A 26,559-nucleotide genomic window follows, 5' to 3' on the forward strand; every position below is an offset into this window, starting at 1 on the left:
TCTTCCCCGTACACACGGGGGTATTTCCTGCCATGGGGTCCCAAATGAAGGCTTTTCCGGCTCTTCCCCGTACACACGGGGGTATTTCCGTTACGATATGGAAAAAAGACACGCGCGGGGACTCTTCCCCGTACACACGGGGGTATTTCCGGTAAAACGCCTCATCTAGTGTGTGTTGATGACTCTTCCCCGTACACACGGGGGTATTTCCCGATGGCAATGAAATCACCCTCATTAGCTTTTCTCTTCCCCGTACACACGGGGGTATTTCCCTGACCCAAAATCAAGCGCCGGGCTCTCGTGGCTCTTCCCCGTACACACGGGGGTATTTCCGGTTCTAAAATATCGCGTGCTAATGCCATATCCTCTTCCCCGTACACACGGGGGTATTTCTGTGCGTACTATCCCTATGGGGCAGGTGCAGGACTCTTCCCCGTACACACGGGGGTATTTCCATCGGTCTGCCCCTCTAACACTTCGGGGGTATCTCTTCCCCGTACACACGGGGGTATTTCCGCTACTGCCCGCATTTTTCAGGAATGGCAGAGCTCTTCCCCGTACACACGGGGGTATTTCCAAAGAGAATGACTACTTCACGATTGAGGCTAGCTCTTCCCCGTACACACGGGGGTATTTCCCTTGGCGAGAGAGATAATTCGCCACATCATCACTCTTCCCCGTACACACGGGGGTATTTCCTCCTAACTCTGATGGTGTGATGGTTTGGAGGGCTCTTCCCCGTACACACGGGGGTATTTCCCCCTCCTTCTGTAACATCAATCTTGCCAGTGACTCTTCCCCGTACACACGGGGGTATTTCCCATTATTAGATATGGCTCGCAACGGTCTTCTCCTCTTCCCCGTACACACGGGGGTATTTCCATTCTTCTTTGAGATTGAAATCCTCTGAATAACTCTTCCCCGTACACACGGGGGTATTTCCCTACTCGAAGTACTAGCACCAGCATTCCAAGTCTCTTCCCCGTACACACGGGGGTATTTCCGAAAAATGCTTATCACAACGTGGCTTCTGGCTCTCTTCCCCGTACACACGGGGGTATTTCCTACTGGAGAGTGGGAGAGCGGGCGTTCGGCATCTCTTCCCCGTACACACGGGGGTATTTCCCCCCATAAAAGAATTGTGAGGGTCTAGCTTTTCTCTTCCCCGTACACACGGGGGTATTTCCCCCCGCCCCTCTGGCTTCAACCTCGGCGCAATCTCTTCCCCGTACACACGGGGGTATTTCCAACATTGATAAAGGAGAAAAATAATGAGCTTACTCTTCCCCGTACACACGGGGGTATTTCCCATGGGGAAAGCCCTGTGCGCTGTTTTACCTTCTCTTCCCCGTACACACGGGGGTATTTCCCACGAGAATTAACTTTTGCAAAACGTTTGAAACTCTTCCCCGTACACACGGGGGTATTTCCGCTATCCTGTCGCATCGTTTTTCGATTTTGTTCTCTTCCCCGTACACACGGGGGTATTTCCCGTCAAAGCTTGCCCCATCTGCAAGCTGGCTACTCTTCCCCGTACACACGGGGGTATTTCCGAAGTGCTTAAAGCTTTCGCGGAAGTCCTAAACTCTTCCCCGTACACACGGGGGTATTTCCGTGCCGGTGTTTTTCAGCTGAGCCCCAATGAGCTCTTCCCCGTACACACGGGGGTATTTCCGTGAATTCATGCTGAGATAATTCTAGGCTTGGCTCTTCCCCGTACACACGGGGGTATTTCCATTTTCTTCGGCACGCAAGAGCAACTAGGCGCCTCTTCCCCGTACACACGGGGGTATTTCCAGAGGTTACTCATGGTGGTAATGGTTGGCATCCTCTTCCCCGTACACACGGGGGTATTTCCGGGATACGCTCTCCATTATTCTTGCTGTGCGTCTCTTCCCCGTACACACGGGGGTATTTCCAAGCCGATGCACAAACACCCCACCAAACCCCTCTCTTCCCCGTACACACGGGGGTATTTCCTCCAAAAGCTAGAAGAGGAGCTATTCGGATGCCTCTTCCCCGTACACACGGGGGTATTTCCGTGCCTAGCACATCCTGACGAGTTGGAAGACTCTTCCCCGTACACACGGGGGTATTTCCCAAACACTCGCCAGAATCTAAATTTACATCCTCTCTTCCCCGTACACACGGGGGTATTTCCCACCCCAGAGGGTGCTAAAAGTTTTACGCCCTCTCTTCCCCGTACACACGGGGGTATTTCCAAGAAAGGACCCCAAAAAATGTCTCAGCCCAGCTCTTCCCCGTACACACGGGGGTATTTCCTGGACAAGATGCCGGTGATAGCATGCGTGGCACTCTTCCCCGTACACACGGGGGTATTTCCTGGGTAGCAGGGGAATACACCTTTACAGGGCTCTCTTCCCCGTACACACGGGGGTATTTCCTGAATATATGGTGGACAAACCGTGTCTGGTGTCTCTTCCCCGTACACACGGGGGTATTTCCGTGGAGCAGGTTAAGGTGAAGCTCTTAGCTCACTCTTCCCCGTACACACGGGGGTATTTCCATCTTGCACAGCCTTATTGGTGCTCTCAGCCACTCTTCCCCGTACACACGGAGGTATTTCCATCTTGCACAGCCTTATTGGTGCTCTCAGCCACTCTTCCCCGTACACACGGGGGTATTTCCTGCCTTTAGGTCTACTTCTGTTTTCGTGATATCTCTTCCCCGTACACACGGGGGTATTTCCGACCCTTGTAGCTGTTGTTGTGAGGCGTTGTTCTCTTCCCCGTACACACGGGGGTATTTCCGAAAGCAGAGAATCTGGAAGAGACCCAGCCTTCTCTTCCCCGTACACACGGGGGTATTTCCAAGCGAAACCGGTAAGTAAAACCCTCCCGCTCCTCTTCCCCGTACACACGGGGGTATTTCCCATTTCGGTCTTTTGCGCTCTTGCACCAAAGCCTCTTCCCCGTACACACGGGGGTATTTCCGTTACGATATGGAAAAAAGACACGCGCGGGGACTCTTCCCCGTACACACGGGGGTATTTCCTAAAATCAATAAAAAGAGCTTGCTATATAAAACTCTTCCCCGTACACACGGGGGTATTTCCCACCTGGTCAAGCCCTAATTACACGCCCGGCGCTCTTCCCCGTACACACGGGGGTATTTCCCAGCGGTCTTCGCATAAGTCGTATTGGGCTAACTCTTCCCCGTACACACGGGGGTATTTCCCCGAAAATCTGGTGTGCCAGCTTGCATGTCATCTCTTCCCCGTACACACGGGGGTATTTCCTTTGACAGTGACGGCATGGTGAAAATGAACGCCTCTTCCCCGTACACACGGGGGTATTTCCCATCACCGACCGCGTGGATGCCCTAAGATTCTCTCTTCCCCGTACACACGGGGGTATTTCCGGATTATCTAACGCTTAACGCCGGCGCGGCTGCTCTTCCCCGTACACACGGGGGTATTTCCTCCAGTCTCTAACCAGACTCGGTCTATACCTGCTCTTCCCCGTACACACGGGGGTATTTCCCAATGAGTATCCAACAGGGGTTAGCACCGAGACTCTTCCCCGTACACACGGGGGTATTTCCTTATTCATAACAGAACCAACACCAACCTCACCCTCTTCCCCGTACACACGGGGGTATTTCCAGCCTAGGCGTTACGCTTTCCGAGCAGGAAACCTCTTCCCCGTACACACGGGGGTATTTCCTGACCTGAGCTCTATATCAACAGATGAATCACCTCTTCCCCGTACACACGGGGGTATTTCCCCTGATTCAAGCCGATATTAGCCTGACGCACCCTCTTCCCCGTACACACGGGGGTATTTCCCTAGAATACCTGAGCGGACCACTTCGTCTGGTCTCTTCCCCGTACACACGGGGGTATTTCCTCGATGCCCCTGAATGAGTGCTCAAAATATCACTCTTCCCCGTACACACGGGGGTATTTCCAACCTACGGATTCAAAAGAAATCCGACACCCTCTCTTCCCCGTACACACGGGGGTATTTCCGCACAAGGTGGATTAGCTACTGAAATGATTGCTCTTCCCCGTACACACGGGGGTATTTCCCGCTTCATCTCATGCTCCGGCGGCTGTAGCACCTCTTCCCCGTACACACGGGGGTATTTCCAACATTGATAAAGGAGAAAAATAATGACTCTTCTCTTCCCCGTACACACGGGGGTATTTCCCTTTTAGCCTTCCTCTCAGATTATGAGGGCATCTCTTCCCCGTACACACGGGGGTATTTCCTCCTGATTTTGATTCTCGTGCGTGGCTAACCACTCTTCCCCGTACACACGGGGGTATTTCCTCCACTTTTTGCCCTCATCTCTATCCTCTGGGCTCTTCCCCGTACACACGGGGGTATTTCCTGATAGTGAACCTCTGGAAATCGTTATTACTGCTCTTCCCCGTACACACAGGGGTATTTCCTGATGATAACACCCTCACCGCTACCGAAGATTCTCTTCCCCGTACACACGGGGGTATTTCCCAGAAGACCAGCCATAAAACACCTCGAAACCCCTCTTCCCCGTACACACGGAGGTATTTCCCTCTAGCCCTAAAGTGGTGGTCTTGCCTTGAGCTCTTCTCCGTACACACGGAGGGTATTTCCTCAAATTAGTGCGGTAATTCCAGAAACTGCCGAAGATACCGCTGAGGCAATCCCGCCCTGGTCGAAGCCCTCAAAGAAGCAGGATACGCTTTTGCAGGTGAGCCCACCGATGAAGCGGGCGAAATCGAGCTAATCGGATTCTAAGAAAGAAAGGCGTGCCACTCCTAGAAATAGGGTGGCACGCTGTATATTATCTAGAAATTATGAAAAATGAACCGACTTTTTCTAAAGCCGGCGCAGCGCGTCGAATAGGGCTATCTAGGAGAGGATTCTTAGATAGACTTGCCAAGCACCCTCTAGAAGCAAGGGGTGTGCATGATGGAAAGCCCGTATATCTAGAATCAGATTTGCTGGAATGGGATAATCTCATTGCCATTAGCGCAAACTCACATAAACCTAAATTAAAGGTTTAAACTCACACGACTATAGGCAAGCATAAATTATCGATAGCCTCTCGCCACCTCTCAGAAGTGACCCGCGTATAAATCTGGGTTGTGGCTAAACTCTCATGCCGCATAAGCTCTTGGAGAGTGCGCAAATCTACCTCCCCCGATTCTAAGAGGGCCGTACCGTACGAATGGCGGAGTTGGTGGGCTGTGCCTTCTACGCCGGCGCGACGCATGGCACGGCTTATTGCTTGCCCGCAAGATTTGCCGGAAATGGGTTTATCAACATCGGAAAGGCTAGGAAACCACCACCCAGATTCAGGCATGCTTTGGGCGGTATCCACGATGATTTCATGAAGTGGGATAATGGAGCGTTTATTGCCTTTGCCAATCACTGCAGGGGTTCTTTTCTCTAAATCTAAATCACTACCTCTAATTTTGGCTATTTTATGCACTCTGAGGCCACATAAGGCAGCTAATAGCACCATGACGCGAGTATTTTTAGCCGAGTTTTTCAGGATTTTTGCGAGCTGGATATTTTCAACCGGCCGCGGCGCGTATTTTGGGCGCTTTCGCACTGGCACGCCGTCCATAGGGGATTTCTCTATTTTAAATCTTGGCTCTTCCCCGTACACACAGGGGGTATTTTCCTGCAGTGGTAGTCGCTGGGCAAGGAGAGGGAGCTCTTCCCCATACACACGGAGGTATTTTCTAAGCAACTGGCGCGTATCGGGGCCCTTTCTCCCATGCACAGGGTCCGCAGCAAAATTATGCAACAGCTACCCACTCCAGCCTAAAAGTCTGTAGCGGGTAAGAAAAATAAAAATCCGCTGGTAAAACAGTAACGGCACTGCGTGCATACCTGTACTAGTTGCACCCCTCCCTACACGCCTAAAAACAGGACGTTATGGAGAAGAGGAAATCTTCCAAGGCATTCCCGATGCAATGTTTGAGGCAGATATTACGTTCATATCCGAGGTATGGTAGTTCGCGTGTGCGCGGTTCCTATTCTTGCCATGATTCGCGGTTCTTTTGGGTTATTCTTAGGGTTATGGAAAGCGGAGAAAATTATTTAAATTTATCTGGCTTCGCTAAAGCCATAGGGAAAGATTTAAGCCATTTGTCAAAAGCTAAGGATCTTCCCCCTGCCGACGCATGGCTCAAAGGCGCGGGAGAAAAGAAAAGCCCGCTATGGCTAGAAAGCACCGCGCTCGCTTATGGGCAAGCCATCGAAGCCCGAAGAATAAAATTCACGAAGAAAAATAAATAACCTAACGCCCCTTATGCGCTTGCATAGGGGGCGTTTTCTTAGCTGTAACGCGACTTAAAAACTTTTTACAAACCCACCTGAACTTTGAGTGAAACTTCCCTAGACACCCCAAGCATGTTTTCTATTCAGCCCCCCACATCAGAGAATCCAATAAGTTCCTTGAACACCCCACACAAGTAGTGTATAGTGACTTGCATCTCATTTGATGGTTTGCAAGAACCGATACTTATAGATATTCGTCAAGCCATCAAAAATGACTAAGGAGCGAATAAATTTATGACTCACCTTGTTATTTCCATTCTCGCCCTAATCAGCATAATCGTATCTTTAGCAATAGTTGTATTGGTGATTCGCTTTCTCTACTACGGGTTCAAGAAACTTTATAGAGAAGACCAAGAATGGCAGTCGAACAGGAAAATGAAACAAAACCCGAATCATCTCGACCCCAAGCAATAACGAGAAGATACACAAGGTTAGAGCAGTATCTCTTAGTAACCCCATAGAACATCACCCATAGATGAGGCTTAGAGTAGGGGGTTCTATTGAGCTAACCCAGAAAATTTAAGAGATAGATACAAATGACAGGTAATTGGTTGCATCTAAGCTATTTTCTGTATCAGAATCAAAAAATAAACTCAGCAGTCCTGAAGCCGTCAATATAAACGTAAGCATAAATAAGGTTGCGACAATTATTGATATGACGTATAAGTTTTTTGTCTCTTTTTTCATTCTTTATCCTTAGATATAAAAATGGTGTCTGACACCACCACGAAGATAGCACCAGACACCATAAGAATTATGAATTTCTATAAGAATGAACCTAGGTTTTACCCTAGAAGTTTTTCAGCAAGATAGCTTTGTACCTTGTCCAAAGAAACACGTTCTTGATTCATTGTGTCACGTTCACGAATCGTCACTGCCTGGTCTTCAAGAGTGTCAAAATCTACAGTGATGCAAAACGGTGTACCAATCTCATCTTGACGGCGGTAACGACGTCCAATAGCGCCAGAGTCATCATAATCAACATTCCATTGACGACGAAGCTGCTGTGCAAGGTTCTTTGCTGTTGGCACCAAATCTTCTTTTTTAGATAGTGGCAACACCGCTGCTTTAACAGGTGCAAGACGAGGATCAAGTTTAAGCACAGTACGCTTGTCTACTCCACCTTTAGTATTAGGTGCTTCATCTTCTAGATACGCATCTACAAGGAACGCCATCATAGAGCGGGTGAGTCCGAAGGACGGTTCAATAACATAAGGTACGTAGCGTTCGCCGGTTCCTTGGTCAAAGTATTCAAGCTTAGCGTTTGAGTGTTTGTTATGCACACCAAGGTCGTAGTCTGTACGGTTTGCAACACCCATGAGTTCGCCCCAAGGGTTGCCTTGGAAACCAAATTTGTATTCGATGTCGATGGTTCCGGCAGAGTAGTGGGCACGGTCGTCTTCAGGAACATCAAATTTCCGCATGTTATCTGGGTTGATACCTAGGTCAACAAACCAGTTCCAGCAGTCTTCAACCCATTGTTCAAAGTGTTGTGGTGCTTCTTCAGGGTGGGTGAAGAATTCGATCTCCATCTGTTCAAACTCGCGGGTTCGGAAGATGAAGTTTCCTGGGGTGATTTCGTTGCGGAAGGCTTTACCAATTTGTCCGATGCCGAAGGGTGGGCGTTTGCGTGCAGCAGTTACCACGTTGTTGAAGTTTACGAAGATTCCCTGCGCTGTTTCGGGGCGGAGGAAGTGTAGGCCTTCTTCGTTATCGACTGGTCCGAGGTAGGTTTTCATCAGACCAGAGAAGTTTTGTGGTTCGGTCCATTGTCCGCGTGTACCGCATTTGGGGCAGGCGATGTCTGCCATGCCGTTTTCTGGTGCGCGACCTTTTTTCTCTTCGTAGGCTTCGATGAGGTGGTCTTGTCGTAGGCGGGTGTGGCATGAGAGGCATTCGACTAATGGGTCGGTGAAGGTTTCTACGTGACCGGATGCTTCCCAAATTTTGGTGGGGAGGATGACGGAAGAGTCGAGTCCAACCATGTCTTCGCGTCCGCGTACAAATGTTTGCCACCATTGTTGGCGAATGTTCTCTTTGAGTTCAGCACCTAGGGGGCCGTAGTCCCACGCTGATCGTGTTCCGCCGTAGATTTCGCCGGCTTGGAAGACGAAGCCTCGGCGTTTTGCCAAGGTGATGACGTTATCGAGAACTGTTTTTTCTGCCATTATTACTCCTAGTGCCCCGCCGCTGGAGACGACGTGCAGGGGTTGTTTTATAGTGTCTGTGCGTATCTGTACGCGTTGTCTAAGAGTACCTTATTATTATGGTTCGTTCTGTGACTGAGCGGTGTGATACGTCTTGAGTTAAAGCGTAGGTCTTTTGCCTGCTGGTTCATCGGTTAGAGTATTAGTTATGAGTAATGTTGAACGTATTTTTATTCGTGATGAGAGTATCCGGCTAGGGCAGTTTCTTAAACTTGCTGCTTTAGTAGAGAACGGTGTTCATGCCCGTGAACTCATTCAAGATGGTCTTGTGAAGGTTAACGGTGATATTGAAGAGGCCCGCGGAAAGCAGCTACGCCATGGCGACACGGTAACGCTCAACGGTATTACTGTTGAGGTCGCCTCTGAAAGTAAACAGTAAATTACTGTATATACCGGTTGCAGTTAAGATTCGGTACACGTGTAGCGTAGCTGTTTTCCTCACTATAGCTACGTTAAGGCGAGTATATTTTTCTGGATAAATGACGCTACGTGCTGTATTTCTTGCGGGCAGATACTGTGAGCCATTCCAAAGTATTCGTGTAATTCGAGGTTAGTGTTTTCTTCTAACCATAAGCGAGTATATTCTTCTTTTCCGGTAGGAATAATGGGGTCTTGGTCGCCGTAACCGTAGAAGACTGGTATTTGTCGTTGTTTGAGTTGTTGTGTGGTTTTAGCCCATTCTTCTGTTTCAATGATGTATCCGCTAAGGCCAATAATTGCTGATATTTTTTCGGGATAGCGTCGCGCAATACTTGTTGCTAACGCCATACCTTGTGAGAAGCCGAGGAGCGTTATCCCATCGTAGTCTGCACATTCTTTGTCTAACCATTGGTTCACGTAGTCGCAGGCTAGGTTAATGCTGTGTAAGGAACTGTCTAAGAGCTGGTTGAGTGGAAACCACTGGTACCCGTAGCTGACGGCGGGAATATGTGCGGTGGTTGCGGTGTCGTCGATGGTTGCGCCGACGGGCTGAGGTGCTCTCATGCTCGCCCATGTAATGTTTTCTGAGCCGATGAGTTTGGCTATTTGCAGGAGGTCTTGTTCGTTAGAACCATACCCGTGTAAGAGAAGAATGAGATGTGTTCCAGCACGTTTTTGTGCGGGGTGTAGGTATTCAACGGTATAGGTCATGTTTTTCCTTAGTAATGGGTATGGCAAAAGAACTCGTTGTGGTGCGCCCAAAATAGGCGTGGCACACCACAACGAGTTCTTGCTGTTTTATATGAGCGTTTTACGTCGTTTGAGAAGTTCTGCTGTTTTCTCTAACCACATATTGCGGTCTTGTACGACAGGAACTCTAGTCTTTGACGGTGCTACGGGAGTATCGTCAACAAATTGATAGATTGTCACTGTTGCCGATTCTTCTGCGCCCGCCTTTTGCACAGTGGAGCGTCGCTCTCTTCGTTGTTTCCTCTTGACCGTAGGGATTTTATAGATCTCGTCTGAGTCCCCTACTCCTAAGTAAAAAGGAAACACTGCAGGAAACGCTTTACGCCCTAAATAGGTGCTGAATTGGGGGCTTCTTAGGGCCGCATCTATTTCTTCAGTTTTACCTTCTGCGGTGATACGTACAATAAATTCGCTATCTGCAAGATATGTACGGTTCACGATAGAAGTTCCAGATTGCGCGTCGGGAGTAAACACTAAGCTTTTTGCGCTTGATGCTTTTTGCCCTTGTGCAAGGAGGATACGACGGCGGAAAGTTTCTTCTCCTGTACGCGGATTAATCGTCTGAAAATCATCAGTGTATTGCACGGGGCGTTCCATACGGATAGTAAACTCTACGTTTTCTAACCATTGTGGCCATTGCCCTCGTTGATACCCCAATGCACCTGCGAGAAGCCCTCGTAGGGCACTTGGTGTAGGGATTTTACCTGTGTTGACGATATTACCGGTGACGGAGGCACCAGCCCAAGACTGTAAGGGGCCAGCTAATCTCAAATACACCGATGATGTCATTGGCAGATCCATTCCACGATGTTTTCTACGAATTCTTTGCGGGAGACAGCTTTGAGGTCACCAAACTTTCCGTCAAGGTTGGTGTATGTTCCGGTGAGGGATTCTACTGGGCCGAAGTTGTCTGGGTCGAAGCGTCGTGCTGCAGCATATTGTTGAGCGAGCTCGTCGATTGTTGCGCCAAGATATCCGCCTTCAGCACCATTTTTTACGGGCGTTTCGAAGTCGTATGCGGTACGGTACTGTTGTTCTTCTGCTAGAACGAGAGCAGGCTGAACATAAGGTGCTGTACTGTTTTCTTTACCGCGGGGCATTCCGTAGAGAATTGCGGTAATGAGTTGGCGTAGGTTCTCTTTAGAGTCTTCTTGGCCAAATCCTGCCCAGCTTTTCTTGAGCTGTTCACGGTCGATGCTCACAGTGCGGTAGAAGACACCGTTCGTGTATTGTGCAACGCCAAGGAATGTTGCGCCAGAGTCACCGTTACGTTCTTTAATATCGTCGACGGTGGAGAAGTAGTCTGTTTCGATGGTTGCGGGGTGTGTTGTCACTCCGGGTGAGACGCTGAGAGCTGCTTCAGTGTTTTTGGTGGGTGCGTTAGCGAACATGCGACCAAAAGCTGCGATAGCAAGAGATCCGGTACGTCCGTCTTCGATGAAGGTTTCGTCGGTACGTCCTAGTGCCGTGTATGCTGCGGTGGTGAGTTCCTCTTCGCTGAGCCACGAGGAACGGTCGGAGCCGCCTTCTGTTTCTTTTTCTGCACCTTTGGTGAGTGTTCCAATAATTTTTTTAGCTTCCTTAGTCAAGGATTTTTCATCTGCATCGGGTTGAAGTTCTAATGCTTTTGCTACAACTTCATTTACGAGGGAGCCTGAACGTACAGAGTAATCCAAAGAGGCATTCTCGTAGGCAACACGGATTCCTCGCTTGATGGATTGTGAGGAGTGCAGTGCACGTAAGCTTCCGCCGATGGTTGCACGTTTTGGTGTTCCGCTGTCATCGCGGTTGAGGTTGGAGTAGGGTACGGTTGAGACGATGCTCAAGGTCAGGTGACGAGACATGTCAATGTCCTTTCAATAGGTAGTGTTAAGAAAATACTTGGTATGTATAAAAGGTTTATGCTTCTGTTTCTTCAGTTTTTTCTTTTTTAGGGAAAACTGCCGAATAATAATCGCGCATCATGGTGAGGCGGTGTTCACGTGATTCCTCAGAAACACCGTTCCCCCAATAAGTGAACATATTGATGAGTGCGCCAAAATGCATTGCCGGAACGTTGTTAAGCTTCCCTGACATTTGCATGATGCGGTATAAAGTGCGAACTGCCTCTTCTAAGTTTTGTGTGTGCAGATACGCTAAAAGCTGGCCTATCCTATCTGGGTTATCGGGGTTTAGCTCTATATCTCTATCGTTGGCAAGCGCACGACTTACTTCTGCCGCCCACGTTCCCACGCTCTTCCACTGGTATTTCCCGTCGTTATCAAAGTTTTGAGGGATATTGTTGAATTCAGAGATGACCCCAATGGAACGGAGCACTGCCGTTCGATGATGGGAGTTGTCTATATAGGGCAACACGTAAGGGTACGCATAATGTTCCATGGTAGACACTAAGCCTTTTCGGAGAGCTGACCGTGCCTTCTTTGAGTTGGACTGGGGTTCTCTCACCCTTAGCGTAAATCTAAGGAGATTATAATAAGATTCCTGAGCCATAAAAGCTCCTTTCTATCAATAAAAATTAACTTTGCGAGAACAACGCAAAATGTAAACGACGGTCTAAGATTCCTCGTACGTAAACCGCGCGTTCTGGATGCTGACTTATATGAGGCGCGATAGTTTTGTCGTACGCTCGCAGTGCAGCAGCTTGCGCTTTTTCAAGAACTTCCCGTGGAATCTTTTTTTCGCCTTCTTTTACAGAAATAACGAATTCTTCATACACTGGCCCAATTTCACGCCAGAAGTACGCAGAGGCATCTTTTCTGCGATGTTCCAAATCGTCAAAAGCCACAACACCTTTTCCTGTATCTCGGCGTTTTTTGTCTCCTTCAGTCATACGTCTGAAGGGAGCACGCACGATGTTATGTAACTCTTGAATAGTCTTTGCATGGGTTTGGATAGCTTCTTGTAATTCTTCGTTGGCGTCAAATACCCATTGCGTAGAGTCTGGTTGATAAACAGAGGAAGCTCTAATGCTAGGGGATGAGGCCGTTCCTTCAATTTGATGACGGATAAAGCACAGCGTTTCATCCCCATCACCGTCGTAGAAACGTTGTTCTAGCTGTTTAGAAGCCGCTTCAACTTTTGATTCTGCCGCCCATTCTACGGCTAGGTCAGTTGCGTCTCGCCCGAAGTCTAGACGCTGGGCTTTAAGTTCTCCGCTTTGATTTGGCATGTAGAGGTAGAAGGGATCCAGCGTATTGCGGGTATCCCACCAGTTTTTTCTAGCTTGTTTATCGCTAGCAGGCCCCATTTCTGGTACATACCATTTTTCTGGTATACCGCCAACGCGTACGCCTGCAAGGTTTTTATCTTCCCAATACGTAGCAACGGTGTTAGAGCTCCATGTTGCGTCCCATAGTGATGGTTCCGCAGAGGGTGTCTTCGCTTTTGTTATTCCTTCTCTGTCTGCCCATGCAGGCAGCTCTTTACTGAAAACCCAGCTTTTAGGAATAGCCATCAGCAACGTAGCAAGGAGATTCTCTCCTTGCCAGAAGATTTCTGTAGCGGCATTTCCTTTTCCCAGATACCGAATCCCTGGTGCACCCATGGCGCACTTGTCACCATCGTAGGTATTATTTCCAGCCATTGAATAGTGGTGGTATACCAAAATATCCGTGGCAGCTTGTTCTAGAGAAATAGACTGAGGTTGGGCAACAATGAGGTTCCAGAAATCTTCTCCTGCGTCAGAGGGCATGGCTGGTGAAAGCTTTTTGACGGGCTGCTGCCCCGGCCCTAGAGCACGAGCGCTATCTTTTGCAGAAGTTGGTGCGACGGGTGGTCGCTGCATGAAAGGCATGTTCCCATCAAAAAGGTCGCTACCTGCGGCCAATTCTTCTAATGCTTTATCTAATGCTTCTTCTGGAACGCCTGATTTTAGGACCTTTTCGCTAATCTGAGGAGCTTTTTTAGGGTTATCAGCTCCGCAGTGTCTTAATGTCACAGCGAGTACTGTCGTTAGTAGTCTCAGAAAAGCTGCGTACTGGTATCCAGGAATCTTTTTATCAAGCACTACTCCGTCTTTATGTGCATGAAGCAAGGCTTCTCGTACTGTTACAGACCCAGAGGTGAGCTTCACAAAGGAAACATCTTTAAGTATGTCTACCATCACAGACCTCTCTTTCTTTAGGATAGTTGTGAAATATGCTGCATAACTCACATTGTGACAGAACGTATCTCAACCTGTCAACAGTTTTGCTATAAAATTAACACATAAATATAGTTACAAATAACAAGTTGATTTTATGATAACCAGTGATACGATAAAGACCAAAGAGTAGAAAAATACCTCCGCGCATACGGAGAAAATGGCTATAGTAGCAAAAAACAAAGAAATACCCCCGAGAGCTTCAGGGAAAGCCAATAGCGTTTAGTTTAGCACTTCTTTATAGCTACAAACCAAGAAAGGAAGCTATATACCATGAGTACAAATGTTCATCTTACAAAGTTCCCCGCTCACCTCGCTCTTTCTCGTGCGAGCAATCACTCCCCCTCGTCTCAGGGATTCTTACTTGATTCCCCTAAGTTCAGACACCGTGCTGTTATGGGGTTATTTGATGAAAATCTAGAATCTTCCAACCCTCGCTCAAAACACAACATCCTCTTCCGCTTAGATTCTGTACCGGGACATGCTCCATATTTCCTAGTCCAGTCTTCTATTCCTGTACAGGCAGAAGACATTATTGAAGAGCTTGAGACGAAAGAAATTTCTCTCCAGTCACCGCAAGAAGGAACACCTGTTGCTTTTAGGCTTGCAATCAATGGTATCGTCCGTAAATCTCGTTCTCATGAGATTGTCCATGTTCCATTTGACGGAGAAGACCCAGAGAATCCTTTAAGTTTCACCAATTGGCTTGAACAACGTCTTTCTGGAGCACTCAAAGACATCTCCGTCATGAATCATCAGCGTCAGGTCTTAGGAGCAGACCGCACAGGAAAAAAGCAAGGCGATTTGACGGTTCAGATAGATACCGTAGACGGATTTGCCTACGTTGATTCCCCATCAGCTCTTGAACAGATACTTCTCAACGGCGTAGGACGAGCGAAGTCCTATGGCTGTGGAATGCTTAGCATTAAAATCGCCCAATAAACGGTGAGGAATACTCATGCCTGTACCAACACATAGCTATCTCTGGTCAAAACAAGACAAGACTCACGGCACATACCCTCTTCTTGCCCATTTACTCGACACCGCAGCAGTCGCAGGTGTGCTCTACGACCGTTGGTTACGACCAGGACTTCAAGAACTTTTTAAGCAAGAGCTAGGTCAACAAGCACGGAGTATCGTGTGCTTTATTGCTGGTAGCCATGACGTTGGTAAAGCCTCGCCCTTATTTCAAGGGCAGTTTTCACAAAAGGAAGAAGTCTGGGACAGTATTCGTGAAAATATTTTGATTCACAATCCCTTAGCGTTTGAAGGGTTATCCGATCTGAGCGAGGACCAGAGAAAAGAGCGTTCTTTACGTCGTCATGAACAAATTAGCGCTTCAGCGCTCGGATTCTATGCAGATAGTTCTTCTTGTGTTCATGTCACATCTCAAGCTATCTGGCAATGTTTACCAGCTCTAGGGCATCATGGGTACTTTGATATTCCATTCGACCTTGACAATAAGCAGATTTTTAAACGGAAGCGTCGACTACATAGTGCTTTTACCTCCCTCCTTGAAGAAAACGGTTGGACACAGGCTCAGGACGATTTATTGTCGCTAGTGGAGCAGGCAGTAGGAATTTGCCGCAAGGAGTTCCCTGATGAGGTATCTAATACGGTGATTGTGTTGCTTTCGGGTCTAACTATTCTTGCAGATAGGATTGCTTCGCATTCTGATTGGGTCGCTCAGAATCAACAGCTCATGGCTGACGGAACGCTGATTTTAGAGAAACCGAATGAATGGGTAGCCGCTTTATATGCGCAGGCCCTTCACAAGGTTGAGGAAACTGTTGGTGTTTACCATGGTTGGGAGGACGAGGTTTCTGCTCGTCAGGCTATTCTTGGTGATTATGAGCCTCGGCCTATGCAAGCTGAAGCGTTGCGTTCTGGTGGTGGATTATGGAATGTGATGGTGCAGACCGGCGGAGGCAAAACAGAGGCTGCTTTGTTGCGTCATTGTACAGAACAAGAACGTTTGTTGTTTTTGCTTCCTACTCAGGCAACTTCTAACGCTTTGATGCGCAGGGTGCAAAAATTTTATGAGGGTACGCCGAACGTTGCGGCTTTGGCGCATGGTCTAGCGTCTATTGAGGATTTTTACCAAACCCCTATCACGAGCTTTGGCGGTTCTGAGATGGGTGATAGTTCTTGTGTGGGGCAAGGTTCTGGCGGTTTATATCCTACGGAGTTTGTGCGTTCTGGTGCGGCTCGTTTACTTGCTCCTGTTTTTGTTGGCACGGTAGATCAGGCGTTGATGGGTTCTTTGCCTCTTAAGTGGACTCATCTGCGGTTATTGGCTTTGGCAAACTCTCATATTGTGGTTGATGAGGTGCATACTCTCGATCATTATCAAACACAATTATTGGTCACTCTTCTTGGATGGTTGGGAAAGACGAATACGCGTGTCACTTTGCTGACGGCAACTTTACCGCAGTGGCAGCGTCAACAATTTTTGGAAGCGTATACAGGTGAGTCTCTATCCGAGCACAGCCTTGTTCCGGCTTTCCCTGCAACAGAATCATTAGAGTATTCTTCTTCTACACCGGAGACTTCTGCCCTACCAAGTGACACATATAGCATTGATTTTTCGTTAGATACAGTCGATTCTAATTCTCTAGAAGATTCCCATATTATGTGGGTTCGTTCCATGCGTGAACGATTCCCCAAAGCTCGTATCGGCGTTATTTGTAATACGGTTCAGAGAGCGCAGACGGTTGCTGCTGTTCTTGAGCAAGAGTATGGGGGTGTTGTTCTTCTTCATTCTCGGATGACCGCGGAGCATCGCCGTATTAACGCACAACAACTTGAAGCACTGATTGGTGCTGGTAAGACGGCTGAGTCTGTCATTGTTGTGGGTACTCAAGCTATTGAAGCTTCTTTGGATATTGATTTAGATTTTTTGAGTACGGATTTGTGTCCGTCAGCGTCGTTGATTCAGCGTGCTGGTAGGGTGTGGAGGCGTTCTGATGTTTTGCGTGTAGAGCGTATTCCAGGTGTTCCGCATATACCGATTCGGGTGGTTCGTGTTGCTGAGCTTGATAAGTATTCAAGTGCACCGTATTTTCAGGCTGAGTTGGAGCGTACATGGTCGTTTTTGATGGAGCATCAGCATTTTGTCGTACCCGATAATAATCAAGCTTTTATTGATAGCTCATCTTTATCTCTTGACACTTTCGCAGACCAAGATGATGACGCATTTTTAGATGCCTTTGCCGATATTGTGAGCCGTATTCGTAAGGGGCTCAGCGCTGCGACACCCTTAGAAGAAGCGTTAGATGATGAGGCAAGGATAACGGAGTTCAAACAGCTCACTCAAAGAGGTGGAGACGAGGAGTCTGCTGAACGACGTACACGCCTTATTGAACGTGAAAGCACACCGGTTATTCTTTGCTGTTCTGATGGCAGTATTCCTGGTGCGTGGGATGGCGCCCCCGAAGATCTAGCAAAGATTACTCCTCAAGAACAGCAGAAGATTCGACAAGCATTAAAAGGTTCTTTGCCATTAGTTGTTTCTTCTTCAAAATTATCAGAGCAGTTAGTTTCTTTGGCTGATGCGCCGTCTCTTCTGAAGCGGTATTCGTATTTGCCTCAGGCTGAGCGTTTTTATGACCCTGCGTCAGGATTTTCAGAGCACCTCTTTACTGAGGAATAGGGGAATGTTCTTATGGCTTATTCGGATGAGGCTTTAGCTTTTTCGACGATACCGGCTTCTCATCAGGTTCGTTTAGAAGATCGAGTGTCTTTTCTTTACTTAGAGTATTGCGTTATTAAACAAGAGAAAACAGGTGTTGTTGCGTGGGGTTCGGAGCGGGGTTCTGAAAAACTTGCGGGGCAGAAAATACAATTGCCGGTGAGTAGTCTTGCTGTTTTGATGTTAGGTCCTGGGACGAGTATTTCTCAGCCAGCAATCACCTCGTGCGCGAGGGCAGGTGTCACAGTGCTATTCTCTGGTGGTGGCGGTGTACCAGCATATTCTCATGCTACACCGCTGACCTCTTCTGCTCGTTGGGCTATTGCTCAGGCACGTACTGCTGCCCAAGAGAAATTTCAAAAGCAAGCGGCTCTTATTCTGTACAAAAAGCAGCTAGGTATTGAGAAAATGCCGGGTGGTTCTATTGCGACGATGCGTGGTTTAGAAGGCCGGACGATACGCAATCTATATCGAGAGCAGGCTAAGAAACATGGTGTTCAGGGGTTTAAACGTGATGTTTCAGCAACGGATAATGTCAATGTTGCGTTGAATCTGGCTCATTCGATTTTGTACGGTTGTGCTGCATCTGCTTGTGCTGCATTGGGTTTGAACCCTGCTTTAGGGGTGATCCATCGTGGGGATATTCGTTCTTTATTGTATGACCTTGCGGATCTTTATAAGCCTTCTTTAAGTATTCCGTTAGCTTTTTCGTTCTCGAGTAGTGAGAATATTGCAGAAGATATTAGGCGTGCTGTTCGTCGGGAGTTGGTACGTCAGAATGTTTTGCAGGGCATGGTGAAAACGTTGATAGAGGTGTATAGCCCGCAATTACCTCATCGTGATGATGATCGTCTGATTAGTGATAGAGGCGAGGAAGTAACTGGTCACACTCAATATGGTCAAAGGGCGCAGTAATGTTTGTTGTTCTCACCACGGTTTCTTTACCTCAGCATGTACATGGGTATTTAACGCGGTTTCTTTCTGAAGTATCGGTGGGTGTTTTTGTTGGTAATGTTTCGGCTCGTGTTCGAGATAATCTGTGGGAACGGTGTGTATTAGCTGCTGGAGATGGGTTATTGACTCTTGTGTATAGCGACAAGAGCATGGAACAGGGGTTTAATGTACGTACGCATGGTGTGCGGCGTCGTGTCATGGTTGATTGTGATGGGGTACTTTTAGCGTCGTCTTCTCCCCTGTCTCACGAGGAATTTTCTTCTGAAGAATAGCGGTCAGTAGCTCATTGTGAGGTGAACGGGGGCGATGCCGGGTTTGTTTCTTTTTCGTGTTGTGAGTGGGTTTTTCTGCCTTGTTTGAGAGCTGGTTCTAGGATTTTTTGTAGTTGTTTTGTCTCTAGGAGGAATCCGTCGTGTCCAGCTGGAGAGTAGATAGCTTGTGCTTGTACCGGTTGGGGCAAGGCGCGGGCTAGTTCATGTGATTGTTCTGGGTAGAAGAGCCTGTCATTGTGCACGTAGGCGATGGTCCATGTGCATTGGCTTCGTTGCAGTGTTTGGTGTAATGTTCCACGATTTCGGGTGATGTCGTGGCTCATGAGTATTTCGTTAATGCTGAGGTAACTATTTGCGTCAAAACGTTGTACGAGTTTATGTGCATGGTAGTCCATATATGATTCCACGCTGTATTGTGTACTGTTTTGTGTTTGTTGTGTGCGTCCGAATCGGGTGTGGAGTTCTTCTGAGGTTCGGTAGGTGATATGTGCGATGCGTCGAGCTATCCCTAGTCCTTGGCTGGGAGGTTGTTTATCGTAGTAGTCGCCTCCGTAGAAGTGTTGGTCGCTGCGGATAGCAAGGTTTTGTGCTTGTGCCCAGGCTAGTTGTTCTGCGGTGGTGTATGCACCGGAGGCGATGACGGCGCAGTGACGTACGTTTTCGGGGTAGGTGATGGCCCATTCTAAGGCTCGTGCTCCTCCGAGGGATCCTCCTATAACATGTGCCCATTGTGTGATGCCGAGTGCTTCTGCTAGATGTTTTTCGGCGTGTACGGTGTCTCGTACGGTAAGTTTTGGGAAGGATGACCCCCATGGTTGTGGGGGTTGTTTGTGTGGGTGTGTGCTGTGTGCTCCGGTGCTTCCGTTACAGCCTCCGAGAATATTCGGTGCTACGACAAAGTAGGTGTTTGTGTCGATGGTTTTTCCTGCTCCAACGAGGTCTTCCCACCAGCCATAAGTAGTGTTGTGTTCGTTGTGGGCGACGTGGGTGTCTCCTGTTAGGGCATGTAAGATGAGCACGGCGTTGTCTTTGTGTTTGTTGAGGTTTCCCCATGTTTCGTAGGCGATAGTTGCGTTGGGTAGTGTGTGCCCTGATTCTAGAGGTAGTGTCTCGATGGTTGTGTGGTGTTGGTAAGTGAGTGTTGTTGGGGTACTCATAGATGCTCCAATAACTATTGTTGTAGTAGATTGGGGCTGTATCTGCACTGTTGTCTCCTCTAGTGTGTTGCCTGTTTGGTGTGCAGGCTCTTATGTTGAGGAGGTAGTGCGTACTGCTCCCGCGCTTGCACCGTCTAAGAGTGTTTTTCTGGTGCCGGGTCTGTCTCAGTGGCACCCCGCCGCGAGTGGAGGGTTGCCGGCTAATAAGCTGAGTCTTGGTATTAGCGCTCTTGACCGTATTGTTATCGTATCTGAGTGGTTTGTTGTGGGTCGAGCCGTTTCTTCTTCTTTACGTTCTCATGCGGTAGTTTGTCTTGTTTCGTCATATTTTGTCTTTAGAATAGTTCTCATGTCGCGTTGTTTTAAGAGCGCATTATCTATTTTTCTTTTCGGAGGTACATTTCATGTCTCAAGCACCTGTTACGAAGCGTGTGGAGTCTTCACGTGTTCATCATGGCGATACGTTTATTGACCATTATGAGTGGCTTCGTGCTAAGGACGATTCTGAGGTGGTGGAGTACCTCAATACAGAAAATGCTTATACAGAGCAGTCCACTCAGTCACAGCAAGCACTTCGTGAAAGTATTTTTCAGGAGATTAAGGAGCGTACCTTAGAGACGGATCTTTCTGTTCCTTCTCGCCATGGAGATTGGTGGTATTTTTCGCGGACGATTGAGGGTGAACAGTACCCTGTATTTTGTCGTGTGCCTGCTTTGGTAGACGGTGGTGAGGTGGAGATGTTTTCTCCTCCGCAGGTTCAGGCGGGTGTTCCTCTTGATCAAGAGCAGGTCATTCTTGATTGTAATGAGTTTGCACGAGAGTTGCCGTTCTTTTCTCTTGGGTCTTTTTCGCCTTCGTTAGATGGTTCTTTGTTGAGCTTTGGTGTTGATGATTCTGGCGATGAACGCTATACCCAGTATTTCTTAGATTTAGAGACGTTGACTCTTTCAGAGGAGACTTTGCCCGGCATTTTTAGTGGCGCATATTTGACTCCTGATGCATCAACCCTTATTTATTCTCTTGTCGATGAGTCATGGCGCCCATATGAGATACGGGCTCACCGTATTGGTGCGGGGGAAGAAGATTGTATTCTTTTCACCGAGCATGACAATGCGATGTGGCTTAGCAGCGCTCTTTCTGCTGACCGGACTCATATCGTTATTACGTCATTTTCTTCTGAGTTTTCGGAGGTTCGTTTAGTTCCGCTTCAAGATATGTCGGCTGAGCCTTTGTTGGTTATTGGTAAGAAGCATCGTGTGCAATACGGTGTTGAGCCTATTCGTATTGATGGTGTGCCTTATGTTCTCATCATGCATGATGCTGACGCTCTTAACTCAGAAATTGTGCTTGCCCCTTATCCAACGTCTCAGCCTTTTGAGCAGTACCGTCAGTTATGGCTTAAAGTTATGCCTCATCGTTCTGAGGTGCGTATTGAGGGGTTTGATTTTTCCTCAACTCATCTTGTGGTGACGGCTCGTGAGAATACGACGGTACGAGTTTTTCTTGCCGATTTAGACCGTTTGCGCGCCTTGTTACGTTCGCAGTCGAATGCGGGGGTTGTTTTTAGTGAGCCGACCGGTTTTGTGGAGGAAATTTATACGACTGGTGTTTCTCATGTTTCTATTGATTCGCCGGTCATTCGTATTTCGTACACGTCGTGGGTGACTCCCCCTCGAATCTATGACTATTTTCCGCGTACGCAGGAGCTTATTCTTCGCCGTGAGACCCCCGTATTAGGCGATTATCATGCTGAGGATTATCAGGCGTATCGCATGTGGGCACCTGCCCGTGATGGTGCGATGATTCCTATTTCTGTTATTCATCGTGCTGATCTTGATTTGTCTCAGCAGCATCCCGTGTTCCAGTATGGTTATGGTTCCTATGAGGTGTCGATAGATCCTTATTTCTCTATAGCGAGGTTGTCGCTTCTAGATCGTGGCGTGATTTATGTGGTGGCGCATATTCGTGGTGGTGGCGAGATGGGACGCCAGTGGTATCAAGATGGTAAGAAACTTCAGAAGAAGAATACTTTTACTGATTTTGTTGATGTTACGGAGTTCTTAGGGCAACGCCCGTGGGTTGATCAGAAGAAGATTGCTATTTCTGGTGCTTCTGCTGGTGGTTTGCTCATTGGTGCGGTTCTGAATCTTGCTCCCGAGAAGTATTGTGCTGCTATCGCAGGTGTTCCGTTTGTGGATGCGTTGACGACTATTCTTGATCCAGATCTTCCGTTGTCTGCTTTGGAGTGGGAGGAATGGGGTAACCCTATTGAGGATGCCGAAGTATACGAGTATATGAAGTCTTATTCTCCATACGAGAATATCCGTCACGTCAAGTATCCACCGATTGTTGCAGTGACGAGTTTTAACGATACTCGTGTGTTATATGTTGAGCCGGCTAAGTGGGTAGCTCAGCTACGTGAGAGTATCTCTGCTGATTCGGCTACTCCCCTGTTGAAGATTGAGATGGATGGTGGGCACGGTGGCGGTTCAGGCCGTTACACTGCGTGGCGTGATATTGCGTGGGAGTATGCTTTTGCGCTGACTTACTTATTAGACCAATAATATTTCTGGTTTTTCGGTATATAACAAAAGCGGTGGTGTTTCCTCGTTGGAGGCAACACCACCGCTTTTGTGTTTAGCCAGGTGTAAGAGGCTTAGAGTTCTACGCCAAGTTTTTCGAGGATGAGTTCTCGTACACGTCCGGCGTCTGCTTGTCCGCGGGTTGCTTTCATCACTTGACCAACGATTGCGCCGACAGCTTGAACTTTGCCACCACGAATCTTTTCTGCAACGTCAGGCATTGCAGCAAGGGCATCGTCGATAGCGCCGCTGAGTGCACCGTCGTCAGAAACAACAGCTAGAGAGCGTTTTTCAACGATTTCGGTGGGTGTTCCTTCACCGTCAAGAACAAATTCGAGAACTTGTCGAGCAATTTTATCGTTGATTTTTTTGCTCTCAATGAGTTGGTTAAGTTCCACAACGGTTTGTGCGCTCACACCAAGCTCGAGCAGTTCGGTTTCGCGAACTTTTGCGAGGCGAGAGATTTCTCCCATCCACCATTTACGCGCTACCGTTGGGCTAGCGCCTGCAGCGACGGTCTCTTCAATTGCGTCCATTGCCCCAGCGTTGACAACGTCACGGAACTCTTCATCAGAGTATCCCCATTCTGCTTTGAGACGGCGACGGCGTTCTGCAGGGGGTTCTGGCAGTTCTGCGCGTAGACGTTCAATCCATTCGCTATCGGTAACCACGGGCACGAGGTCTGGCTCTGGGAAGTACCGGTAGTCGTCAGCGTCTGATTTGGGACGCCCCGGTGAGGTTTCACGGGTGTCTTCGTGCCAGTGACGGGTTTCTTGAACGACTTTTTGTCCAGTTTCTAGAACAGCTGCATGTCGTTGAATCTCGTATCGAACAGCACGTTCTACAGAGCGTAAGGAGTTGACGTTCTTTGTTTCAGAGCGAGTTCCAAAGGTGCTGCTTCCTTTAGGCATGAGGGAGACGTTTGCGTCACAGCGGACGTTTCCACGTTCCATACGCGCATCGGAAATTCCTAAGTTTTTGACGATTTCGCGGATAGCTGCCACGTAGGCTCGTGCGAGTTCTGGTGCTCGTTCTCCTGCCCCAACGATGGGTCGGGTCACGATTTCGATGAGGGGAACGCCTGCTCGGTTGTAGTCTACGAGGGAGAAGTCTGCACCTTGAATACGGCCGTCTGCGCCGCCTTTGTGGGTGAGTTTTCCGGCGTCTTCTTCCATGTGGGCACGTTCGATGTCGATGGTGAAGATTGTTCCGTCTTCAAGTTCAACATCGAGAGAGCCATTTGCGGCGATAGGCTCATCGTATTGTGAGGTTTGGAAGTTTTTAGGGGTATCTGGGTAAAAATAGTTTTTACGCGCAAAATGCGAAATTGGTGCAATCTCGCAGCCTAGCGCAAGACCCAATTTGATGGCAGATTCTACAGCTTTTCCGTTGACGACCGGAAGCACACCAGGTAGCCCGAGGGATACGGGGGTGACGTTGGTGTTTGGTGTATCGCCAAATTCGTTGGGCGCAGCATCAAACATTTTTGTTTTGGTGTTGAGCTCTACGTGAACTTCAAAGCCTAATACTGGGTCGTATTTTTCGATTGCTTCGTCGAAGCTTAGGGTTTCTTCAGACATTATTTCGCTCCCCCAAAGTTAAAATCGCGAATCAGTGATTCGGTGTCGGGCATCTGTGTCCATAGTGGGGCACCCCAGGTGTTGTTCAAGAGGGTTTCGAGCCCTGCACCAACACGGTAAAGACGTGCGTCTTCGTGTGCTGGGGCGGTGAATTGGATACCTACGGGCATGCCGTCTTCGTCAGCTAGTCCAGCTGGTAGAGACAGTGATGGGACGCCCGCAAGGTTGGTAGGTACAGTTGCGATATCGCCTAGGTACATTGCCATGGGGTCACCGTCAGTTTTTTCACCGAGTTTGTATGCGGTGGTAGGTGCTGTTGGTGAGACGAGGACATCGCATTGTTCAAAGGCTGCAGCATAGTCACGTTGGATGAGGGTGCGAACTTTTTGAGCTGAACCGTAGTAGGCGTCGTAGTAGCCTGCAGAGAGGGCGTATGTTCCGAGAATGATACGGCGTTTTGCTTCTGCGCCGAATCCTGCGGCACGGGTTGCTGCCATGACACGTTCGATGGTCAGTGGGCCGTCTTCTGGTAGTACACGAAGCCCGTAACGTACGCCGTCATATTTGGCGAGGTTTGAGGAAACCTCAGAAGACATGATGAGGTAGTACGCGCCAAGAGCCTCTTTGACCGATGGCAAAGAGACCTCAATAATATGGGCGCCAGCTTCTTTAAGTAATTCTAGTGATTCGTTAAAGCGTGCAGTAACACCGTTTTGGAAGCCTTCACCAGTGAGCTCTTTGATGACGCCAATACGGATTCCGGCTAGGCTTCCTTCTCGGGCGCCTTCTCGTGCCTGTTCAACGTAGGGGCCAACCGGCTCGTTCAAAGAAGTTGAGTCGTGGCGGTCGTATCCTGCGACGGCTTCGTGAAGCAGTGCTGCGTCAAGAACGGTGCGGGAGCAAGGACCTACTTGGTCTAGGGATGACGCCATGGCAATAACGCCGTAGCGTGAGATAGAACCGTAGGTTGGTTTGACGCCGACAGTTCCGGTGACGGCTGCTGGCTGTCGGATGGAACCTCCAGTATCGGTTCCTAATGCCAGAGGTGCTTGGAAAGCACCCACTGCTGCTGCGGAGCCACCACCGGAGCCGCCGGGGATACGGTCTAGTGCCCATGGGTTGCGGGTGACACCGAAAGCGGAGTGTTCGGTGGATGATCCCATTGCAAATTCGTCAAGGTTGGTTTTGCCGAGGATGGGCATACGTGCTTGGCGAACTTTTTGGGTGACGGTACCGTCGTAGGGGCTCATCCAGCCTTCAAGCATGCGAGATGCTGCGGTGGTGGGTTGTCCTTTGGTGACGATGAGGTCTTTGATAGCAATGGGAACGCCTGCTAGTTCGGGGAGTTCTTCGCCAGCTGCGCGGGCTTTGTCAACGCTTTGAGCGGTTGCTAGTGCTTCTTCTTCGTTGGTGTGGAGGAAGGCGTTGAGCCCGTCTTTTCCTGCGGAACGGTCGTTGCTGTCGAGGGCTTGCCCGTCGGTTGCTTTGATACGGTCTAGGTGTGCTTGGGTGATTTCTACTGAAGAGATTTCGCGAGACTTAAGTTTTTCGACGAGTTCTGCAGCAGAGAGTTTAATGAGTTCGTTCATAGTTTTTCCTTAGTCCTCATCGAGAATTGCTGGGACTTTGAATTTTCCGTCTTCTGCATCAGGTGCCCCGGAGAGCGCTTCTTCTGCGCTGAGGGTCTCCTCTACGACGTCTTCTCGGAAGACGTTTTGTAGTGGGATGGGGTGTGATGTTGCTGGAATATCGTCGGATACTGCTTCAGAAACAGATTTGACGGATTCGACGATGACGCCGAGTTCCTGTGCCATTGCTTCTAGTTCGGTATCCGTCATTTCGATGTGTGCCAGTTCCGCTAGGTGCGCAACTGTCTCACGGGTGATGTCAGACATAGATTCTCCGTAGTGGACAAAAGTTTTCTTTTCTAGTTTATCTCTCTGAACTCACTTTAGGCAGTTCTCTTGAGGATATGTGGCAGGTTCTCTCAAAGAACTCAGTGAGGTTAAAGAAAAGACTTCGCTTTCTTCCTCAATGAGTTGAGGAAGAAAGCGAAGTCTTTATGCTACCTAATGGAGATTATCTCGATATTAGAGAGCTGGGATAACGAAAACCTGACCGGGGTAGATGAGGTCTACGTTAGCAATAATGTCTTTGTTTGCATCAGCAATAACGTGGTAGGAAGGAAGACCTAGCTGGTATGCGATACCGGAGAGGGTATCACCAGGCTTAACGGTGTAGGTACCAGCGGTTGCTGCAGGTGCAGGAGCAGGAGTGGACTCTACAACAGGTGCAGGTGCTGCTACGGGTGCTGGAGCTGGAGCTGGTGCTTCAACAACAACGGGTGCTGGTGCAGGAGCTGGAGCGGTGTATTCAACAACTGCTTCAGACTGAGGAGCAACGGGTGCTGCTGGTGCAGGTGCTGCTACGGGTGCTGGAGCTGGAGCTGGTGCTTCAACAACAGCTGGTGCTGGTGCAGGAGCTGGAGCTACGGCAGCAGGTGCGC

Annotated in this window: 19 protein-coding genes, 1 CRISPR repeat array and 1 riboswitch (1 of these 21 running past the window's edge); of the genes, 7 read left to right on the top strand and 12 right to left on the bottom strand. The window is 48.7% G+C overall.

Annotated elements, in window-relative coordinates; translation table 11 throughout:
* A CRISPR array of direct repeats spans nt 1-4,539; the repeat unit is 29 nt; unit sequence CTCTTCCCCGTACACACGGGGGTATTTCC (it extends 733 nt beyond the left edge of the window).
* A gap of 477 nt (nt 4,540-5,016) precedes the next feature.
* On the bottom strand, nt 5,017-5,571 hold the full coding sequence (locus tag ACN08Z_RS04000; protein WP_419103300.1) for a tyrosine-type recombinase/integrase: 555 nt from the start codon (nt 5,569-5,571) through the stop codon (nt 5,017-5,019).
* A 467-nt stretch (nt 5,572-6,038) separates the two neighbouring features.
* Between ACN08Z_RS04000 and ACN08Z_RS04005 the strand changes: the two genes are divergently transcribed.
* Nucleotides 6,039-6,257 carry a hypothetical protein gene (locus tag ACN08Z_RS04005; protein ID WP_419103301.1) on the top strand — a complete coding sequence of 73 codons (219 nt, stop codon included), beginning with the start codon at nt 6,039-6,041 and terminating at the stop codon, nt 6,255-6,257.
* Nucleotides 6,258-7,084: 827 nt separating this feature from the next.
* Here the strand turns inward: ACN08Z_RS04005 and ACN08Z_RS04010 are convergent.
* Nucleotides 7,085-8,467, bottom strand: coding sequence for a glycine--tRNA ligase (locus ACN08Z_RS04010; RefSeq protein WP_419103302.1), 1,383 nt, complete (start codon nt 8,465-8,467; stop codon nt 7,085-7,087).
* A gap of 187 nt (nt 8,468-8,654) precedes the next feature.
* On the opposite strand from ACN08Z_RS04010, the gene ACN08Z_RS04015 reads away from it, so the two are divergent.
* Entirely contained in the window at nt 8,655-8,885 is a 231-nt protein-coding gene (locus ACN08Z_RS04015; RefSeq protein WP_419102135.1) for an RNA-binding S4 domain-containing protein, read from the top strand.
* A 68-nt stretch (nt 8,886-8,953) separates the two neighbouring features.
* Here ACN08Z_RS04015 and ACN08Z_RS04020 read toward each other — a convergent pair whose 3' ends face one another.
* The 5 genes from ACN08Z_RS04020 to ACN08Z_RS04040 all read right to left on the bottom strand — a co-directional run bounded on the left by ACN08Z_RS04020 (nt 8,954) and on the right by ACN08Z_RS04040 (nt 13,778).
* Entirely contained in the window at nt 8,954-9,637 is a 684-nt protein-coding gene (locus tag ACN08Z_RS04020; RefSeq protein WP_419103303.1) for an alpha/beta hydrolase, read from the bottom strand.
* Nucleotides 9,638-9,724: 87 nt separating this feature from the next.
* The gene (cas5e, locus tag ACN08Z_RS04025; protein WP_419103304.1) at nt 9,725-10,465 is read right to left on the bottom strand and encodes a type I-E CRISPR-associated protein Cas5/CasD; all 741 of its coding nucleotides are present in this window, start codon (nt 10,463-10,465) and stop codon (nt 9,725-9,727) included.
* On the bottom strand, nt 10,462-11,520 hold the full coding sequence (cas7e, locus tag ACN08Z_RS04030; protein WP_419103305.1) for a type I-E CRISPR-associated protein Cas7/Cse4/CasC: 1,059 nt from the start codon (nt 11,518-11,520) through the stop codon (nt 10,462-10,464). The genes cas5e and cas7e overlap by 4 nt, the downstream gene beginning before the upstream one ends.
* 55 nt (nt 11,521-11,575) lie before the next feature.
* Nucleotides 11,576-12,166 (bottom strand): type I-E CRISPR-associated protein Cse2/CasB, encoded by a 591-nt coding sequence (locus ACN08Z_RS04035; protein ID WP_419103306.1) that lies wholly within the window; start codon nt 12,164-12,166, stop codon nt 11,576-11,578.
* A 25-nt stretch (nt 12,167-12,191) separates the two neighbouring features.
* Nucleotides 12,192-13,778 (bottom strand): type I-E CRISPR-associated protein Cse1/CasA, encoded by a 1,587-nt coding sequence (locus ACN08Z_RS04040; RefSeq protein ID WP_419103307.1) that lies wholly within the window; start codon nt 13,776-13,778, stop codon nt 12,192-12,194.
* Nucleotides 13,779-14,090: 312 nt separating this feature from the next.
* On the opposite strand from ACN08Z_RS04040, the gene cas6e reads away from it, so the two are divergent.
* Genes cas6e through cas2e form a run of 4 tightly spaced genes read left to right on the top strand, consistent with a single transcriptional unit; the run spans nt 14,091 to nt 18,734 of the window.
* The gene (gene cas6e, locus ACN08Z_RS04045) at nt 14,091-14,759 is read left to right on the top strand and encodes a type I-E CRISPR-associated protein Cas6/Cse3/CasE (protein ID WP_419103308.1); all 669 of its coding nucleotides are present in this window, start codon (nt 14,091-14,093) and stop codon (nt 14,757-14,759) included.
* Between the two features lie 16 nt (nt 14,760-14,775).
* Complete coding sequence (gene cas3, locus ACN08Z_RS04050; protein ID WP_419103309.1) at nt 14,776-17,469, top strand: CRISPR-associated helicase Cas3'; 2,694 nt, start codon at nt 14,776-14,778, stop codon at nt 17,467-17,469.
* Between the two features lie 12 nt (nt 17,470-17,481).
* The gene (cas1e, locus tag ACN08Z_RS04055; protein ID WP_419103310.1) at nt 17,482-18,423 is read left to right on the top strand and encodes a type I-E CRISPR-associated endonuclease Cas1e; all 942 of its coding nucleotides are present in this window, start codon (nt 17,482-17,484) and stop codon (nt 18,421-18,423) included.
* Entirely contained in the window at nt 18,423-18,734 is a 312-nt protein-coding gene (gene cas2e / locus ACN08Z_RS04060) for a type I-E CRISPR-associated endoribonuclease Cas2e (protein ID WP_419103311.1), read from the top strand. Before cas1e ends, cas2e begins: the two co-directional genes overlap by 1 nt.
* A gap of 11 nt (nt 18,735-18,745) precedes the next feature.
* On the opposite strand, the gene metX is transcribed toward cas2e, so the two are convergent.
* A complete protein-coding gene (metX, locus tag ACN08Z_RS04065; RefSeq protein WP_419103312.1) occupies nt 18,746-19,939 on the bottom strand; it encodes a homoserine O-acetyltransferase MetX in 1,194 nt (397 codons plus the stop codon).
* Between the two features lie 68 nt (nt 19,940-20,007).
* Nucleotides 20,008-20,127, bottom strand: a riboswitch (SAM riboswitch).
* 168 nt (nt 20,128-20,295) lie between these two features.
* Between metX and ACN08Z_RS04070 the strand changes: the two genes are divergently transcribed.
* Entirely contained in the window at nt 20,296-22,455 is a 2,160-nt protein-coding gene (locus ACN08Z_RS04070) for a S9 family peptidase (RefSeq protein ID WP_419103313.1), read from the top strand.
* Nucleotides 22,456-22,547: 92 nt separating this feature from the next.
* On the opposite strand, the gene gatB is transcribed toward ACN08Z_RS04070, so the two are convergent.
* From gatB to ACN08Z_RS04090, 4 genes are all read right to left on the bottom strand, one after another.
* The gene (gene gatB / locus ACN08Z_RS04075; RefSeq protein WP_419103314.1) at nt 22,548-24,053 is read right to left on the bottom strand and encodes an Asp-tRNA(Asn)/Glu-tRNA(Gln) amidotransferase subunit GatB; all 1,506 of its coding nucleotides are present in this window, start codon (nt 24,051-24,053) and stop codon (nt 22,548-22,550) included.
* Nucleotides 24,053-25,642, bottom strand: a complete 1,590-nt coding sequence (gene gatA, locus ACN08Z_RS04080; RefSeq protein WP_419103315.1) for an Asp-tRNA(Asn)/Glu-tRNA(Gln) amidotransferase subunit GatA — start codon at nt 25,640-25,642, stop codon at nt 24,053-24,055. The genes gatB and gatA overlap by 1 nt, the downstream gene beginning before the upstream one ends.
* 9 nt (nt 25,643-25,651) lie before the next feature.
* On the bottom strand, nt 25,652-25,948 hold the full coding sequence (gene gatC / locus ACN08Z_RS04085; protein WP_419102121.1) for an Asp-tRNA(Asn)/Glu-tRNA(Gln) amidotransferase subunit GatC: 297 nt from the start codon (nt 25,946-25,948) through the stop codon (nt 25,652-25,654).
* 195 nt (nt 25,949-26,143) lie between these two features.
* Nucleotides 26,144-26,559 (bottom strand): LysM peptidoglycan-binding domain-containing protein (locus ACN08Z_RS04090; protein ID WP_419103316.1); only part of this gene is annotated, 416 nt, incomplete at its 5' end.

This window comes from Rothia sp. P7181, from assembly GCF_048513015.1.
Classification (GTDB): Bacteria; Actinomycetota; Actinomycetes; order Actinomycetales; family Micrococcaceae; genus Rothia.

What these genes read in the sequence shown, in the direction of transcription:
- ACN08Z_RS04005 (WP_419103301.1), top strand. Translation starts at nt 6,039, where the DNA reads ATGGAAAGCGGAGAAAATTATTTAAATTTATCTGGCTTCGCTAAAGCC.
- ACN08Z_RS04010 (WP_419103302.1), bottom strand. Translation starts at nt 8,467, where the DNA reads ATGGCAGAAAAAACAGTTCTCGATAACGTCATCACCTTGGCAAAACGC.
- ACN08Z_RS04015 (WP_419102135.1), top strand. Translation starts at nt 8,655, where the DNA reads ATGAGTAATGTTGAACGTATTTTTATTCGTGATGAGAGTATCCGGCTA.
- ACN08Z_RS04020 (WP_419103303.1), bottom strand. Translation starts at nt 9,637, where the DNA reads ATGACCTATACCGTTGAATACCTACACCCCGCACAAAAACGTGCTGGA.
- cas5e (WP_419103304.1), bottom strand. Translation starts at nt 10,465, where the DNA reads ATGACATCATCGGTGTATTTGAGATTAGCTGGCCCCTTACAGTCTTGG.
- cas7e (WP_419103305.1), bottom strand. Translation starts at nt 11,520, where the DNA reads ATGTCTCGTCACCTGACCTTGAGCATCGTCTCAACCGTACCCTACTCC.
- ACN08Z_RS04035 (WP_419103306.1), bottom strand. Translation starts at nt 12,166, where the DNA reads ATGGCTCAGGAATCTTATTATAATCTCCTTAGATTTACGCTAAGGGTG.
- ACN08Z_RS04040 (WP_419103307.1), bottom strand. Translation starts at nt 13,778, where the DNA reads ATGGTAGACATACTTAAAGATGTTTCCTTTGTGAAGCTCACCTCTGGG.
- cas6e (WP_419103308.1), top strand. Translation starts at nt 14,091, where the DNA reads ATGAGTACAAATGTTCATCTTACAAAGTTCCCCGCTCACCTCGCTCTT.
- cas3 (WP_419103309.1), top strand. Translation starts at nt 14,776, where the DNA reads ATGCCTGTACCAACACATAGCTATCTCTGGTCAAAACAAGACAAGACT.
- cas1e (WP_419103310.1), top strand. Translation starts at nt 17,482, where the DNA reads ATGGCTTATTCGGATGAGGCTTTAGCTTTTTCGACGATACCGGCTTCT.
- cas2e (WP_419103311.1), top strand. Translation starts at nt 18,423, where the DNA reads ATGTTTGTTGTTCTCACCACGGTTTCTTTACCTCAGCATGTACATGGG.
- ACN08Z_RS04070 (WP_419103313.1), top strand. Translation starts at nt 20,296, where the DNA reads ATGTCTCAAGCACCTGTTACGAAGCGTGTGGAGTCTTCACGTGTTCAT.
- gatB (WP_419103314.1), bottom strand. Translation starts at nt 24,053, where the DNA reads ATGTCTGAAGAAACCCTAAGCTTCGACGAAGCAATCGAAAAATACGAC.
- gatA (WP_419103315.1), bottom strand. Translation starts at nt 25,642, where the DNA reads ATGAACGAACTCATTAAACTCTCTGCTGCAGAACTCGTCGAAAAACTT.
- gatC (WP_419102121.1), bottom strand. Translation starts at nt 25,948, where the DNA reads ATGTCTGACATCACCCGTGAGACAGTTGCGCACCTAGCGGAACTGGCA.